17 protein-coding genes are annotated in these 14,823 nt (G+C 69.9%); 4 read left to right on the top strand and 13 right to left on the bottom strand.

The genetic code is table 11. From position 1 onward, the window contains the following. Window positions 1-507 precede the first annotated feature (507 nt). The 4 genes from AC11WY_RS07985 to AC11WY_RS07970 form a co-directional block, all read right to left on the bottom strand. A complete protein-coding gene (locus tag AC11WY_RS07985; protein WP_482924234.1) occupies window positions 508-1,767 on the bottom strand; it encodes a vWA domain-containing protein in 1,260 nt (419 codons plus the stop codon). A 68-nt stretch (window positions 1,768-1,835) separates the two neighbouring features. Next, window positions 1,836-2,744, bottom strand: coding sequence for an MBL fold metallo-hydrolase (locus tag AC11WY_RS07980; RefSeq protein ID WP_482924233.1), 909 nt, complete (start codon window positions 2,742-2,744; stop codon window positions 1,836-1,838). Further along, the gene (locus AC11WY_RS07975) at window positions 2,741-3,613 is read right to left on the bottom strand and encodes an AAA family ATPase (protein WP_482924305.1); all 873 of its coding nucleotides are present in this window, start codon (window positions 3,611-3,613) and stop codon (window positions 2,741-2,743) included. The genes AC11WY_RS07980 and AC11WY_RS07975 overlap by 4 nt, the downstream gene beginning before the upstream one ends. Window positions 3,614-3,708: 95 nt before the next feature. Beyond that, a complete protein-coding gene (locus AC11WY_RS07970) occupies window positions 3,709-4,605 on the bottom strand; it encodes a LysR family transcriptional regulator (protein WP_482924231.1) in 897 nt (298 codons plus the stop codon). 119 nt (window positions 4,606-4,724) lie between these two features. On the opposite strand from AC11WY_RS07970, the gene AC11WY_RS07965 reads away from it, so the two are divergent. The 4 genes from AC11WY_RS07965 (at window position 4,725) to AC11WY_RS07950 (ending at window position 8,839) form a co-directional block, all read left to right on the top strand. Further along, entirely contained in the window at window positions 4,725-5,936 is a 1,212-nt protein-coding gene (locus AC11WY_RS07965) for an acyl-CoA dehydrogenase (RefSeq protein WP_482924303.1), read from the top strand. A gap of 55 nt (window positions 5,937-5,991) precedes the next feature. Then, a complete protein-coding gene (locus AC11WY_RS07960; protein WP_482924229.1) occupies window positions 5,992-6,612 on the top strand; it encodes a LysE family translocator in 621 nt (206 codons plus the stop codon). A gap of 98 nt (window positions 6,613-6,710) precedes the next feature. Continuing rightward, window positions 6,711-7,772, top strand: coding sequence for a glycosyltransferase family 2 protein (locus AC11WY_RS07955; protein ID WP_482924227.1), 1,062 nt, complete (start codon window positions 6,711-6,713; stop codon window positions 7,770-7,772). A 101-nt stretch (window positions 7,773-7,873) separates the two neighbouring features. Then, window positions 7,874-8,839, top strand: coding sequence for a phosphoadenosine phosphosulfate reductase (locus AC11WY_RS07950; protein WP_482924225.1), 966 nt, complete (start codon window positions 7,874-7,876; stop codon window positions 8,837-8,839). On the opposite strand, the gene ureG is transcribed toward AC11WY_RS07950, so the two are convergent. From ureG to AC11WY_RS07905, 9 genes are all read right to left on the bottom strand, one after another. Further along, the gene (gene ureG / locus AC11WY_RS07945; protein WP_482924223.1) at window positions 8,840-9,451 is read right to left on the bottom strand and encodes an urease accessory protein UreG; all 612 of its coding nucleotides are present in this window, start codon (window positions 9,449-9,451) and stop codon (window positions 8,840-8,842) included. Next, the gene (locus AC11WY_RS07940) at window positions 9,448-10,080 is read right to left on the bottom strand and encodes an urease accessory protein UreF (RefSeq protein ID WP_482924221.1); all 633 of its coding nucleotides are present in this window, start codon (window positions 10,078-10,080) and stop codon (window positions 9,448-9,450) included. The genes ureG and AC11WY_RS07940 overlap by 4 nt, the downstream gene beginning before the upstream one ends. Next, a complete protein-coding gene (gene ureE / locus AC11WY_RS07935; protein WP_482924219.1) occupies window positions 10,077-10,661 on the bottom strand; it encodes an urease accessory protein UreE in 585 nt (194 codons plus the stop codon). Before ureE ends, AC11WY_RS07940 begins: the two co-directional genes overlap by 4 nt. 70 nt (window positions 10,662-10,731) lie before the next feature. Continuing rightward, entirely contained in the window at window positions 10,732-11,046 is a 315-nt protein-coding gene (locus AC11WY_RS07930; RefSeq protein WP_482924217.1) for a hypothetical protein, read from the bottom strand. 99 nt (window positions 11,047-11,145) lie between these two features. Next, complete coding sequence (gene ureC, locus AC11WY_RS07925; RefSeq protein ID WP_482924215.1) at window positions 11,146-12,855, bottom strand: urease subunit alpha; 1,710 nt, start codon at window positions 12,853-12,855, stop codon at window positions 11,146-11,148. A gap of 20 nt (window positions 12,856-12,875) precedes the next feature. Then, window positions 12,876-13,265 (bottom strand): lysozyme inhibitor LprI family protein, encoded by a 390-nt coding sequence (locus AC11WY_RS07920; protein ID WP_482924213.1) that lies wholly within the window; start codon window positions 13,263-13,265, stop codon window positions 12,876-12,878. Next, the gene (locus AC11WY_RS07915; protein ID WP_482924301.1) at window positions 13,262-13,567 is read right to left on the bottom strand and encodes an urease subunit beta; all 306 of its coding nucleotides are present in this window, start codon (window positions 13,565-13,567) and stop codon (window positions 13,262-13,264) included. The genes AC11WY_RS07920 and AC11WY_RS07915 overlap by 4 nt, the downstream gene beginning before the upstream one ends. Before the next feature lie 63 nt (window positions 13,568-13,630). After that, on the bottom strand, window positions 13,631-13,933 hold the full coding sequence (locus AC11WY_RS07910; protein ID WP_482924211.1) for an urease subunit gamma: 303 nt from the start codon (window positions 13,931-13,933) through the stop codon (window positions 13,631-13,633). Between the two features lie 9 nt (window positions 13,934-13,942). After that, window positions 13,943-14,758 carry an urease accessory protein UreD gene (locus AC11WY_RS07905; protein WP_482924209.1) on the bottom strand — a complete coding sequence of 272 codons (816 nt, stop codon included), beginning with the start codon at window positions 14,756-14,758 and terminating at the stop codon, window positions 13,943-13,945. Between the last annotated feature and the right edge of the window lie 65 nt (window positions 14,759-14,823).

Raw genomic sequence — 14,823 nt, 5'->3', positions numbered from 1 at the left:
CCGTGGGTGCTCGGCTGCGGCTTCCCGGGCGGGGGCAGAATCGTAAGCGGGCACCCCGGCGAACCGGGCGTGCAATCGTGTTGGGATTCGGCCAGCACCGGGAGCGGCCCGACCGGCGTGAATGCGATGGCAACGACAAGGGATGCAGCAAGATGGCGATGCGGACGAGACATGGCGACTCCAAACTGGCCGACGACGAATGCCGCCAACCTCTGCTTTCTATATAGTATACCCCGCCTGCAAGTTTCACCCGGGGAAAGGAAAGCGGCCCTTCAACCCCGCGTGAAAGGCGGAATATCGCCGCTGATCGCACCCCGGGAGTCGGGAGACGCCGCGGCGGGAAATTCCGCGACGCCCCCTCGACCGGGCACAAGGCAACGCCCGAACCCCGGGCGCGCCACCTTCCACGAAGGGAAGTCGCGGAAGCGGCACACGATGTCAGACTATACCGCCCAACGCGCCGCGCCTTGATCCAGATTAACTCGGGTGGCGATGGAATGCCGCGCGTCAGCCCCGAAGCGCGGCCATCAGTCGCGCCTTCTCGCCTGCGTCGGAGGCGTTCCCGATCGCCGCGGCGAGGTCTTCCAGCGCGGCGATGGTGTGCCCGGCGCGAAAGCAATCGACATGCGGCAGCATCGCCGCGATGCCGCGCGCCTTCGGTGCGAAACCGTCCCAGCGCAACAGCGGATTGATCCAGATCAGGCGGCGGGCGGACAGGCGCAACCGCTCCATCTCACGCGCGAGCGGGGCGGGATCGTCGCGATCAAGCCCGTCGGTGATCAAGAGCACGACCGCCCCCTGCCCCATCACCCGGCGCGACCAGTCGCGGTTGAAGACGTGCAGGCAGGCACCGATGCGGGTGCCGCCCTCCCAGTCCTGCGCCTCGGCCCCGGCCCCGGCGAGGGCCGCGTCGACATCGCGCGCGGCCATGTGGCGGGTGATGTTGGTCAGGCGGGTGCCGAAGGTGAAGGCATGAACGCGCGCCCAGCCCGCGCCCTTCTGGTTCGCCACGGCGTGGACGAAGTGCAACACGACGCGCGAATAGGCCGACATGCTGCCCGAGATGTCGCACAGCACGATCAGGTTCGGCCAGCGGATGCGGCGATTTTTCTGCGCAAAATCCTGCACTTCACCACCGCGCCGCAGGGCTGCGCGGAAGGTGGCGCGCCAGTCGGGCAGACGGCCCCGCGCGGCGGCGGCGGTGCGGCGCGACACCAGCGGCTTGACCGGCAGGGTGAGGCGGGCCAGCATCCGGCGCGCGGCGGCCATCTCGGCCACCGACATCTGCTCGAAGTCGAGGGTCTTCAACCGTTCGTCGCCCGAGGCGGTCAGCGAGGCGTCGATCTCGAACTCGGCGTCCTCCTCCGGGGCCTTCGCGGGGGCGGGCACGTCGCGCTGCGCGCCATCCAAGAGCGCCTCGGCCGCGCGCTTTTCGGCGGCGGCGGCGACGCGTTCGTCGTGCACGCCCCGCACGGCGGGCAGCATCAGGCTCATCATGTGTTCGAGATACTGCGGGTCGCGCCAGTAAAGCCGAAACACCTGCGCGAAGACCAGCCGATGTTCGGGACGGCTGACAAAGCAGGCGTGCAGGGTCCAGTAGAAATCGGTGCGCTCGGAAAACCCGGCCGCCTCGACGGCGCGAATCGCGTCGATCACCCGGCCGGGGCCGATCGGCAGGCCCGCCCGGCGCAGCGCGCGGGCAAAATGGGTGATGTTGTGCGTGAGCTTGCCATCCTCGGGCAGCGCGAGGTCGGGAAGGTCAGCCATGGCGCACCCGGCGGGGGCGCTGCCCCCGCGCCCCCGGGATACTTGGGAACAGAAGATCGGGGCTGACGTCAGGCATTGCTGCCCTTCCCCAGCGCGAGGACGCGGGCGACGTTCTGCTGGTGGATCGCCTCGTAGGGGGCGAAATAGCCCAGGGTTCCGGCGGCAAGCGGGGCGGCGATGACGGTGGTCAGCGGCAGGTCGGCGGGCGCGGGGTCGTCGCGCAGGTGCATCAGCCAGCGGATGTAACCGGCGGTTGCGTCGATCAGGTCGGGGCCGTAGCCGCCCGCCGCGATGCGGTCGGGCGCGCCGTGGTTGGGCAGGACCGCGCGCGGGGAAAGCGCGGCAAGGCGGGCGAGACCGGTCAGGTGAGTGGCGAAAGCTTCGGGGTCGCCGACGTAAGTCACGGTATCCTCGACCGTGTCCCCCGCCAGCAGGAGGCCCGCGTCCGGCAGCCACAGGACGGTGGCGTCATCGCTGTGGATGTTGGCGGTGATCAGGCGCACCTCGCGGCCGCCGATGTCGAGCGTCAGAGTGTCGTCGAACGTGCGGCTGGGCAGGATCAGCGGGTCGATGGCGGGGAGCCCGTGATCGGTGCCCGCCTCGATGGCGGACTTGCGGGCGGCGAGGTGGGCCGCCGTGCGGGTGTTGGCGATCACCTCGCAATCGGCGAATTCCGCCGTGCCCGCAACATGGTCGAGGTGCCAGTGGCTGAGCACCACGGTGAAGCGCCGCGCCCCCTCGGCCGCCAGCGCGGCGCGGATCGCCGCGGCATGGGCGCGCGAGACGTGGGTGTCGTAGACCAGCGCGTGATCGCCCGACAGGATCGCGTAGGACGCGATGCCGAGCGACAGCGCGCCGTCATCGACCCAGTTCGGGCCGGGCGCGAAGCGGTACCCCTCGACCCGTCCATCGTAGAAGGCGAGGATGCCCGGCGCCGGGCGCAGGATGCGCAGGTGGAGGGTCAGCGGGTCGGTCATGTCGGGGCCAGACCCTTGCGGACCTCGTCCAGCAGGCGTTTCGCCTCGGAGCCCTGGATGCGCTGGATGTCATCCTGGTATTTCAGGATCGCACCCAGGGTGTCGGCGATCACCTCGGGGCTGAGGTCGATCACGTCGAGCGCCAGCAGGCACTTGGCCCAGTCGATGGTTTCCGCCACGCCGGGGCGTTTGAACAGGTCTTCGCCGCGCAGCCGCTGGACGAAGGCCACCACCTCGCGGCTGAGGGTTTCGGCGGCCTCGGGGGCGCGGGCGTGCAGGATCTCGATCTCGCGCTCGAAGCTGGGGTAATCGACCCAGTGGTAAAGGCAGCGGCGTTTCAGCGCGTCATGCACCTCGCGCGTGCGGTTGGAGGTCAGGATGACGATCGGCGGTTCTTCCGCGCGAATCGTGCCCAGTTCCGGGATGGTGACCTGAAACTCCGACAGCGCCTCCAGCAGGAAGGCCTCGAACGGCTCGTCGGTGCGGTCCAGCTCGTCGATCAGCAGCACGGGTGGGCCGCCGATCTGCGGGCGCATCGCTTCCAGCAGCGGGCGGGCGATCAGGTATTCGTCGGAGAACAGCTCGGTCTTGAGCAGGTCGCGATCGGCGCCGCCGCCCGCCTCGGCGGTGCGGATGGCGATCATCTGCGCGGCGAAGTTCCATTCATAGACCGCCGACGAGGCATCGAGCCCCTCGTAGCACTGCAACCGGATCAGCCGCCGCCCGAGGCCCGCGGCGATTGCCTTGGCGATCTCGGTCTTGCCGACGCCCGCCTCGCCTTCGAGAAAGAGCGGCCGCCCCAGCCGCAGCGCGAGGAACACCACGGTCGCCAGCGCGCGCCCGCAGACGTAGTTCTGGCCCGCAAGCATGGCCTGCACGGCGTCGATGGATGCGATCTTCTCGGTCAAAGGTGGCTCCTCCCGCGGCGGATGCTGGGCGGCGGGCAGGCGCGCGTCAAGGCACCTCATGGTCCCACTTGACCGGCCTCGGTTTCGGCCCAGCGGCGGAACGAGGCGAGCGGCGCGCGGGCCGGGCGATCCTTCGGCCAGACGAGATAATAGCTGCCCAGCGCGCGCACCGGCCCCCCGAACGCCGGAACCAGACGGCCGTCGGCCAGTTCGCGCCCGATCAGAAAGAGCGGCAACAGGGCGAGCCCGAGCCCGTGGATCGCGCCCTGCATCATGGTGGCGAACTGGTCGAACAGCATCCCCCCCGGCCGCTGCCCCGTCACGCCGTGATGCGCCAGCCAGCGCCCCCAGTCGCCCGTGCGGCTTTCCAGTTGCAGCAGCGGCAGGGCCAGCACATCCTCGGGCCGCAGCAGCGGGCGCGGCAGCAGCGCGGGCGCGCCCACCGCCAGGATCTCCTCATCCATGAGTTTCAGGTAGTCCACCCCCGGCCAATCCTGCCGCCCATAATGGATCGCGGCATCAAAGCCAGTGGCGGCAAAGTCGAAGGGGCGCAGCCGGGTGGACAGGTTCACCGTCACTTCGGGATGCGCCTGCCCGAAGCGCGACAGCCGCGGCGCCAGCCAGTGCATCCCGAAGGCGGGCAGGATCGCCAGGTTGAGGCTGCCCCCGGTCGGGTTGGCGCGCAGCGTCAGCGAGGCCGACGACAGCAGGCCCAGCGCCCGGCGCACCTCGCGCACATAGTCCTGCGCGGCGGGGGTCAGGCGCAGGCGCTGGCGTTCGCGCACCAGCAGCGGCAGGCCAAGCTGATCCTCCAGCACCTGCAACTGGCGGCTGATCGCGCCCTGCGTTAGCGCCAGTTCGGTCGCCGCCGCCGAGGCGGTGCCCAGCCGGTCCACCGCCTCCAGCGCCAGCAGCGAGGCGATCGAGGGCAGATAGCGACGCGCAAAAGCCATGAGCTTTCCTCATGAAGTCCCGAGAGTGTTTCGATAGCCCCACGGGCGGTTTCGTGCAATATCTGATGCCGATCCGCGCGCCCCGCGCGCCTGCCCTGCCGGAGGATGCCATGACCGCGATGCCGAAGCTGAAGCCCAAGGATGCCCCCGACCTCGGTCGCTTCCACTGGGATGACGCCTTCCACCTCGATGACCAGTTGTCGGAGGAAGAACGCATGCTGCGCGACGGCGCCCGCGCCTATGCGTCCGAGAAATTGCAGCCCCGCGTCACCCAGGCCTACCGCGACGAGGCGACCGACCCCGCGATCTTCGCCGAGATGGGCGCAATGGGCCTGCTGGGCGTCACGGTGCCCGAGGAATACGGCGGGCTTGGCGCCTCTTACGTCGCCTACGGCCTGATCGCGCGCGAGGTCGAACGGGTCGATTCGGGCTACCGCAGCATGATGTCGGTGCAATCGAGCCTCGTGATGTATCCGATCTACGCTTACGGCACCGAGGCGCAGCGCCAGAAATACCTGCCGGGCCTTGCCGCGGGCACCCTGATCGGCTGCTTCGGGCTGACCGAACCGGATGCCGGGTCCGACCCGGCGGGGATGAAGACCAGAGCGGTGAAGACCGCCGATGGCTACCGGCTGACCGGCTCGAAAATGTGGATTTCCAACGCGCCGATCGCCGATGTCTTCGTGATCTGGGCGAAGTCAGACGCGCATGGCGGCAAGATCAAGGGCTTCGTGCTGGAAAAGGGCATGGCGGGCCTGTCCGCGCCGAAGATCGCCGGCAAGCTCAGCCTGCGCGCCTCGATCACCGGCGAGATCGTGATGCAGGATGTCGAGGTCGGCGAGGATGCGCTGCTGCCCGGCGTCGAGGGGCTGAAGGGGCCGTTCGGCTGCCTGAACCGCGCGCGCTACGGCATCAGTTGGGGCGTGATGGGCGCGGCCGAGGCCTGCTGGCACGCGGCGCGGCAATACGGGCTGGACCGCAGGCAGTTCGGCAAACCCTTGGCGCAGACCCAGCTTTTCCAGAAGAAACTGGCCGACATGATGACCGAAATCACGCTGGGCCTGCAAGGCGCCCTGCGCGTCGGCCGCCTGATGGACGAGGCGAAGGCCGCGCCAGAGATGATCAGCCTGATGAAGCGCAACAACTGCGGCAAGGCGCTGGACATCGCGCGGATGGCGCGCGACATGCACGGCGGCAACGGCATTTCCGACGCCTTCCCGGTGTTCCGCCACATGGCGAACCTGGAGACGGTGAACACCTACGAGGGCACGCATGACGTGCACGCGCTGATCCTGGGCCGCGCGATCACCGGGTTGCAGGCGTTCTTCTGAACGCTTGACAGGCGCCGGGCGGCATGGCTCGCTCGGCTCCTGTCAAGGAGTCCCCATGTCGTTCCAGCTCTGGCTCGCTTTCGTCGCCGCCGCCACGGTCCTGCTGATGCTGCCGGGGCCGACGATCCTGCTGGTCATTTCCTATTCGCTGACGCAGGGACGCCGCGTCGCGCTGGCGATGGCGCTGGGTGTGGCGCTGGGGGATTTCATCGCGATGAGCGCCTCGCTTCTCGGCCTCGGCGCGGTGGTGCTGGCCTCGGCCAAGCTGTTCACCGCGCTGAAATGGATCGGCGCGGCCTATCTGGTCTGGATGGGCATCCGGCTTCTGCGCTCCACCCCCAGGCTTGACGACATCGCCACACCGGAACCGAAAGCCGCGCGCGCCGTCTTTGCCCATGCCGCCACCGTCACCGCGCTGAACCCGAAATCCATCGCCTTCTTCATCGCCTTCGTGCCGCAGTTCCTGCGTCCCGCTGCACCGCTGGCGCCGCAGTTCGCCACCCTGATCGCCACCTTTGTCACCCTCGCCACGCTGAACGCGCTGCTCTACGCGCTGCTGGCCGACCGGCTGCGCGCCCGCATCCGCCGCCCCGCCGTGCTGCGCTGGATGAACCGGGCGGGCGGCACCGCGCTGATCGGCATGGGCGCGCTGACCGCCGGTCTCGCGCGCCGCTGAGGCCCGCGTCATGCCCGCGCAAGCGGGGATCTCCCCCCCGTTCACCGTCCCCTCGGCTGGCCCTTGCGCGCCCCGCCGCCGCCGGGCAGGGTGGCGCCATGCGCGTGCTGGCCGTCACCACGATGAAGAACGAGGGCGCCTTCCTGCTCGAATGGCTGGCGCACCATCGCGCTGCGGGTATCACCGACCTGCTGGTCTTCACCAATGACTGCACCGACGGCACCGACGCGATGCTGGACCGGTTGGCGGCGATGGGCTGGCTGACGCATCAGCCCAACCCCGGACCCGCGCCCGAAGGCCCGCAATGGGCGGCACTGAAGGCCGCCGACCGGCATCCGCTGGTGGCAGCGGCCGACTGGGTGCTGGTCTGCGACGTCGACGAATTCGTCACCATCCACGCCGGCGATCACACCATCCCGGCGCTGCTGGCCGCGCTGCCCGAGGCCACGGCCATCACCCTGACCTGGCGGTTCTTCGGCAATGACGGCGTGGTCGCCTACGAGGATCGCCCGGTCAGCGAAACCTTCCGCCGCGCGGCGCCCGCGGTGCTGGAATGGCCCTGGCGCGCCGCGATGTTCAAGACGCTGTTTCGCAACGACGGCAGCTACCGCAAGCTGGGCGTGCACCGCCCGCGCAGCCCCGACCCCGAGCGGCTGGCGGATCAGGTCTGGTTCGATGGCTCGGGTCGTCGCCTGGGCCCGCAGTTCCACACCGCCCGCGTGTTCTCCGACTTCGGGCAGGACAATTACGGCCTCGTGCAGCTCAACCACTACGCCTTGGGCGCGATGGAAAGCTATGTCGTCAAGGCCGATCGCGGCCGCGCCAACCGCGAGGCGGGCGCCTTCGACATGGCCTACTGGGTCGAACGCAACTTCTGCGCGGTTGAGGACGGCGCCATCGACGCCCTCGCCCCGGCCCGCGCCGCGATCCTTGCCGCGTTGCACACCGACCCGGTGCTGGGGCCGCTGCACCGCGCCGCCGTCGCCTGGCGCCGCGCCCGTTTTGCCGCCCTGATGACTGAAGAGCCCTGGCGCGCGCTGTTCGGGCGGCTGATGATGGCCTCGCCGACGCGGGTGCTCAGCCGGGCCGAAGCGGCGCTGATCCTCGCCCATGCGCGGCGAACACCCGACACTGGCGCAACAGTCGCGCCCGACTGTTGACGGTTGCGGGGACCATTCCGCAGCATTGCCCCATTGCCCGCAAAGTCCTGCCATCGCACACTGGCATCCTGCCCTCGGTGGGAGAAGGCATAGGCACGATCATGGATGAAGACCTGCGGACAGCGGACGCGGCCGAGACCACCACGCGGGATGCCTGGTTCGAGCGGATCGAGGAGATCGGCGAGGAGCTCGGCTATTTTCAGCGCCTCGGCGCGCACCACAGCGCCTTTTTCGCGGATGAAACCCCCACCCTGCTGGTGACCTTCGAAACGGTCGAGGCGATCCGCACCCGCACCTCCGAAAAGCTGCCCGCTGGACTGGCCCAGGCCCGTGCCCACGGCTGGTCGCACCTGTGCCTGATCGCCGAAGGGGAAACCTGGTATCGCGACCCTGCCATCTTCGCCTATTTCGACCGGCTGGTGGATGACGCCTTCTTCGAGGATTTCGACCATGTCGTGTTCTACGGCTCGGACATGGGCGCCTATGCGGCGGCGGCCTTTTCGGTGACCGCGCCGGGGGCGACGGTGATCGCCGTTCGCCCCACCGCCACGCTCGATCCGATGATCACCGAATGGGACAAGCGCCACAGGGCGATGCGGCGTCTCGATTTCACCAGCCGCTACGGCTACGCCCCCGACATGATCGAGGGCGCGGGCGAGGTCTTCGTGATCTACGACCCCGAAGAGGCGCTGGACGCGATGCAGGCGGCGCTGTTCACCAAGCCCTTCGTGACCAAGCTGCGCTGCCGCAACCTTGGCGCGCTGATCGAGCCGACACTGGACAAGCTCGGCATCCTGTCGGCGGTGATCGAGGCCGCCGGCAAGGGCGACTTCAACGCCGCGACCTTCTGGCGGCTTCTGCGCGCGCGCCGCGATCACGGGCCCTACCTGCGGGCGCTGCTGACGAAACTGGATGCGGCGCGGCGCCCGTTGCTGACCGCGCTCTTGTGCCGCAACGTGTCGGGGCGGATGGCGGCGCCGCGCTTCAAGCGGCGGCTGGCGGAACTGCAGGAAGAACTCGACGCGCTTGGCACCGAACTGCCCGCCCCCGCCGCGCCGCGCGCCTGATCAGAGCCCGCCCGCGCGTTCCACAAACGCCACCACCTCGGCGACGCCGCGCCCCTGCCGCAGGTTGGCCATCACATAGGGCCGCGCCCCCCGCGCCGCCCTGGTGTCGGATTCCAGCAGCACCGGATCGACCCCGACATGGGGCGCAAGGTCGATCTTGTTCACCACCAGCAGGTCGGAGCGCGTGACCCCCGGCCCCTTCTTGCGCGGAATGTCCTGCCCCGCCGCGGTGTCGATGACATAGATCGTCAGATCCGCCAATTCCGGGCTGAAGGTTGCCGCCAGATTGTCGCCGCCCGACTCGATCAGGATCACGTCCAGATCGGGGAACGCCCGGCGCAGATCGGCGACGGCGGCGAGGTTGATCGAGGCATCCTCGCGGATCGCGGTATGCGGGCAGCCGCCGGTTTCCACGCCCCGGATGCGCTCCATCGGCAGCGCCTGCACGCGCATCAGGTATTCGGCATCCTCGCGGGTGTAGATGTCGTTGGTGATCACGGCGACCGAATAGCGGTCGCGCAGAGCCCTGCACAGATGCTCGGTCAGCGTCGTCTTGCCCGCGCCAACCGGGCCGCCGATGCCAACGCGCAGCGGGCCGTGGGGGGATGTCATGTCCGGAAGATCCTCGTTTCCATCGTCTCGTGCTGCATCGCGGCGAGGTCAGAGCCGAAGGCCCCCGACCCGATCGCCTCCAACGGCGCCTCGACCGCCTGGGCCGCCAGCCGCAGGATCAGCGGGTGCAACCCCGCCAGCACCTGCTGCCCCTCGGTCTGGCCCAGCGGCACGAAGCGCACCGCCGCCTGCACCAGCGTGCCCGCGAAGGCGTGCAGGTAAAGCGCCACCACGTCTGGCGGCGCCGCTTGCAGCCCGCGCGCGGCGACGCCAACGGCCACCGGCAGCGGCATCGGCGGCCAGTCCTGCCCGGTCAGCGCATTGGTGGTGCGCGCGAAGGCCGCGCCCTGTTCGGTGGTCTCGACCCAGCGTTCGCGTGACGGGGCCAGCGCCGCGGCCAGTGCGGCCAGCGGCGCGGGGTCGCCACCATCCAGCGCGCGGGCCAGCAGGATCGCATCCGACCGCCCCGCACCCTCGGCCAGCACGTCCGTCAGCCAGCGGCTCAGGCTGGCCGCATCGGTCACATGCCCCGCGTCGATCGCCCGTTCCAGCCCGTGCGAATAGGCGAACGAGCCCACCGGAAAGGCGGGCGAGAGCCATTGCACCAGGCTCAGCAGCGCCGCCGTCACCGAAAGACCTCGGGGCCTCCCTCGTCGGCCAGGGGCTCCTCGGGTTCGTCGTCGGTGGTGTGCGAGACATGGTGGTGCACATGCGGGTGGGGGTGATCGTGCCCCGGCTCGCCCGGCCCGTGCCCGCCCGGCCCGGTGTCGTGGCCCAGGGTGCGGCCGTGGCCATAGGCGCCGCCCTCGGGGGTGAAGGGTTCTTCCGTCGCGCGCAGGGTCGCCCCCAACCCCTCCAGCATCCCGGCCAGCACATGGTCGGCGCGGATCAGCAGGCGGCCCGCTTCGATCTGGCAGGGCGTGTGGCGGTTGCCGATGTGCCAGGCGAAGCGGGCAAGGTCGCCCGTCACCTCCAGCACCGGCTCCTCGGCGGCGATCACGCCGATCAGGCGGCCGTCGTCCAGTTCGAAGGCATCGCCCGCGTCAAGGCTCGTCGTCTCGGGCAGGTCGGCCAGGAAGGCGGCGCCCTTGGCGGTATCCAGCATCCGGCGGCGCAGGAAGCGCGCATCGTAGCCCAGCGTCACGCTGTCGGCCAGCGCGCCGCCGTGACCGGCGCGGCGGATGCGGTGGGCGGGGGGCAGATCGGTCATGGCCTGTGGTCCTTCATGAAACGTGCCGGGTCAGCATAGCGCATCGGCGCGCCGCGTCAGCCCCGCGCGGTCAGCAGCGGTAACCGGTCGCGGTGATTTCCGTCACCATCGTGCCGGGGTCGATCTTGTCGAACACCACCGTGTTCGCGCCCGCCTGCGCGGCCTGATCGAGGATCGCCTTGCGCGCATAGTCCTGCCCCTGGGTCGCCAGCGCGCCATACATGCCCGGCCGGTCATTGAGGTTGACGACATATTTGCATTGCGTCACCTCGCCCGCCGAGACCACCCGCACGGGGGCCGAGGACACCGTGGACAGGTCGTTCATGCAGCCCGCCAAGGCGGTGACAAGCACCAGCGGCAACAGGGAAATGCGATGCAGAGTCATGGGCCTGCCCGAGGTTGTTCCGGTTGCCCCGATCCTGACGCGCGCGCCCGCCACCCGCAAGCCCCCGCCGACCGCATGGGCGGGCTTTGGCCGGGCGGGTCAGTACAGGAAATACCGCTGCGCCAGCGGCAGCTCCGCCGCGGGCGCACAGGTCAGCAACTCGCCGTTCGCGCGCACCTCGTAGGTTTCCGGGTTCACGTCGATCTGCGGCATCGCATCGTTCAGCCGCATGTCGGCCTTGCCGATCGTCCGCGTGCCTTCGACCGCCACCACGTCCTTGGCCAGCCCCAGCCGTTCGCGCACACCGTAGGCCTCGGCGGCGGCCGAGGTGAAGATCACCGCCGAGCGTTCGACCGACCGCCCGAAGGCGCCGAACATGGGGCGGCTGTAGACCGGCTGCGGCGTCGGAATCGAGGCGTTCGGGTCGCCCATCTGCGCCATCACGATGGTGCCGCCGATCAGCACCATCTCGGGCTTCACACCGAAGAAGGCGGGCGACCACAGCACCAGATCGGCGCGCTTGCCCGCCTCGACGCTGCCGATATGGCGCGACAGCCCGTGGGCGATGGCCGGGTTGATGGTGTATTTCGCCACATACCGTTTCACCCGGAAGTTGTCGTTGTCGCCGGTTTCCTCGGCCAGCCGCCCGCGCTGAAGCTTCATCTTGTGCGCGGTCTGCCAGGTCCGGATGATCACCTCGCCGACCCGGCCCATCGCCTGACTGTCCGACGACAGGATGGAAAACGCCCCCATGTCGTGCAGGATGTCCTCGGCGGCGATCGTCTCGCGCCGGATCCGGCTTTCGGCGAAGGCCACATCCTCGGGGATCGAGCGGTCCAGATGGTGGCACACCATCAGCATGTCGAGGTGTTCCTCGATCGTGTTCACGGTGTAGGGCATCGTCGGGTTGGTCGACGACGGGATCACGTTCGGCGCCGAGACCACCTTGATGATGTCGGGCGCATGGCCGCCCCCCGCGCCCTCGGTGTGGAAGGCGTGGATGGTGCGGCCCTTGAAGGCGGCCAGCGTGTTCTCGACAAAGCCGGATTCGTTCAGCGTGTCGGTGTGGATCATCACCTGCACATCCATCGCGTCGGCCACCGACAGGCAGCAGTCGATCGCGGCGGGGGTGGTGCCCCAGTCCTCGTGCAGCTTCAGGCAGCAGGCGCCGGCGCGCACCTGTTCCTCCAGCGCGGCGGGCAGACTGGCGTTGCCCTTGCCCGCGAAGGCGAAGTTCATCGGAAACGCATCCGCCGCCTGCATCATCCGCCCGATGTGCCACGGCCCCGGCGTGCAGGTGGTCGCCAGCGTGCCATGCGCGGGCCCGGTGCCGCCGCCGAGCATGGTGGTGATGCCGGAATGCAGCGCATCCTCGATCTGCTGCGGCGCGATGAAGTGGATATGGGCGTCCATCCCCCCCGCCGTCAGGATCCTGCCCTCGCCCGCGATGATCTCGGTGCCCGGCCCGATGATGATGTCCACCCCGGCCTGGGTGTCGGGGTTGCCGGCCTTGCCGATCCGCAGGATGCGCCCGTCGCGCAGCCCGACGTCGGCCTTGGTGATGCCGGTCCAGTCGAGGATCAGCGCGTTGGTGATGACGGTATCCGCCGCCCCCTCGGCCCGGCTCGCCTGGCTCTGGCCCATGCCGTCGCGGATCACCTTGCCGCCGCCGAACTTCACCTCGTCGCCGTAAACGGTCAGATCGCGTTCGACCTCGATGATCAGATCGGTATCGGCCAGCCGCACGCGGTCGCCGGTGGTGGGGCCGTACATGTCGGCATAGGTCGCGCGGGAAAGGCGGGCGGGCATGGGGGGCTCCTCTTCGGCGCTCAGTTTCCGGCGCTCATGTCGGTCAGTTCTTTGGTCCGCGCCTCGGTCAGACGGGTCGCGCAGGTTGCCTGCACCATCGGCTCGATCGAGCCGCCGTGGTTGGCATAGGCCTCGGCGATGCAGGCCTGGGTGCGGAACGCGATCCAGGCGCGCTGCGCGCCCAGCAGGGCAACCTCGGCGCCGCGCTCGACCTTGGGCAGGTAGGCATCAATCCGGCGCATGGCATCGCGCGCCTTGATGTAGGCCGCGTTCAGCCTGGCATCCGCCGCCCTCAGATCACGCCCGGCGCAGTCGTTCAGGTCGGCCTGCGCCACCGCAGTCGCGCAATCCTGCGCCGCGGCCACCCCCGGCGACAGCAGCAGCGCCGCCAGCACCACGGCGACCCTCACAACGCACCCATCACGGCACCGTTGAAGCCGTAGACCCGCCGCGCCCCGCCATAAGGCACCAGCCGCACCGTGCGGGTCTGCCCCGGCTCGAACCGCACCGCGGTGCCCGCCGCGATGTCCAGCCGCTTGCCCCGCGCCGCCGCCCGGTCGAAGGCCAGCCCGGCGTTGGTCTCGGCAAAATGGTAGTGGCTGCCCACCTGCACCGGCCGGTCGCCGGTATTGGCCACCGTGATCTCGACCGCCTCGGCGCCCGCGTTCAGCACGATCTCGCCCGCCGCTGGAAAAATCTCACCCGGAATCATCTGTTTCCCCATTTTCTGTCCTCAAATATCCCCGCCGGAGGCTCCCGCCACCGGCCGCAAGCCTCACCGGATCGGATGATGCACCGTCACCAGCTTCGTGCCATCCGGAAAGGTTGCCTCCACCTGCACGTCGCGGATCATCTCGGCGATCCCGTCCATGCACTGCGCCGCCGCCACCACCTGCGCCCCCGCCTCCATCAGATCGGCAACGCTGCGACCGTCGCGCGCGCCTTCCACCACGTAATCGGTGATCAGCGCGATCGCCTCGGGGTGGTTCAGCTTGACGCCCCGCGCCAGCCGCCCGCGCGCCACCATCGCGGCAACGCTGATCAACAGCTTGTCCTTTTCCCGTGGCGTCAGGTTCATCGCCTCTCCTCACATCTGCCAGACGCGGGGCAGCGGCGCGCCCCGCAACCTAGTGAGAACCGAAGCCAGCGCCCGTTTCAAGGGCTGCGCGTCCGCGGCCAGCATCCGCAGCACGCATTTGCCGCCCCAGGCCGAGGCCGCGGCCTCCACCCCCTGCACCTCGGCCAGCACCGCGCGCAGCGGGCCCAACATATCCTCGGCCCCCGGTGCGATCAGCGCCACCGTCGCCACCGCCCGCGCCCCGCCCAGACAGGCGGCGCCCCGGCAAAGCGTGGCGCCGGTCAGCCGCAGCGGCTCGACAAAGACCGGCACGCCGTCGCGCCGCACCTCGCGCCAGTCGTGCAGCCAGACCTCGGCCAGCCGCTCGCCCATCGCGGCGCGGCCCAGCACCACGGTTTCGGCCAGCACCAGCCGCGCGTCGCCCGCCAGATCGGCCACGAGGCGCCGCGACAGCGCCGAGCGGTCGAACAGGATCGTCTCCTGCGGCAGCCAGTCCAGCCTCGCGCCCGCGCCCAGCGTCAGGTCGACCGTCCCCTCGGCCCGGCCCCCGGAACTGGCATAGGCGCGCTCGGCCGTTTGCGTCGTCGCCACCGCCACCGCGCCGGGCGCAAGGCGCAGCGCATAGCTCAGCCGGTCGCCCCCGGTCAGCCCGCCCGCCGTGTTGAGGAACACCACCTCGGGCGGCGCGCCATGCACGCGCGGCAGGAAAGCCTTGGCTGAGCCCGACTGATGCAGCCCGACCAGCCGCCCGCCGGGACCAAGCGCCACCGCGGCGCGCCCGCGCGTGCGTTCCAGGATCGGGGCAAGGGCGGATGCGTCGGCCATGTCGCTTTCTACCCTCCCGCGTTGCCCCGGCGAGGCTGCGCCGCCGCGACGGCCACCGCAAGAGA

The sequence above is a fragment of the Solirhodobacter sp. genome (genome assembly GCF_964715405.1).
Note: the sequence above shows the minus strand (reverse complement) of the source record. Positions and strands in the feature narration are given on the sequence as shown.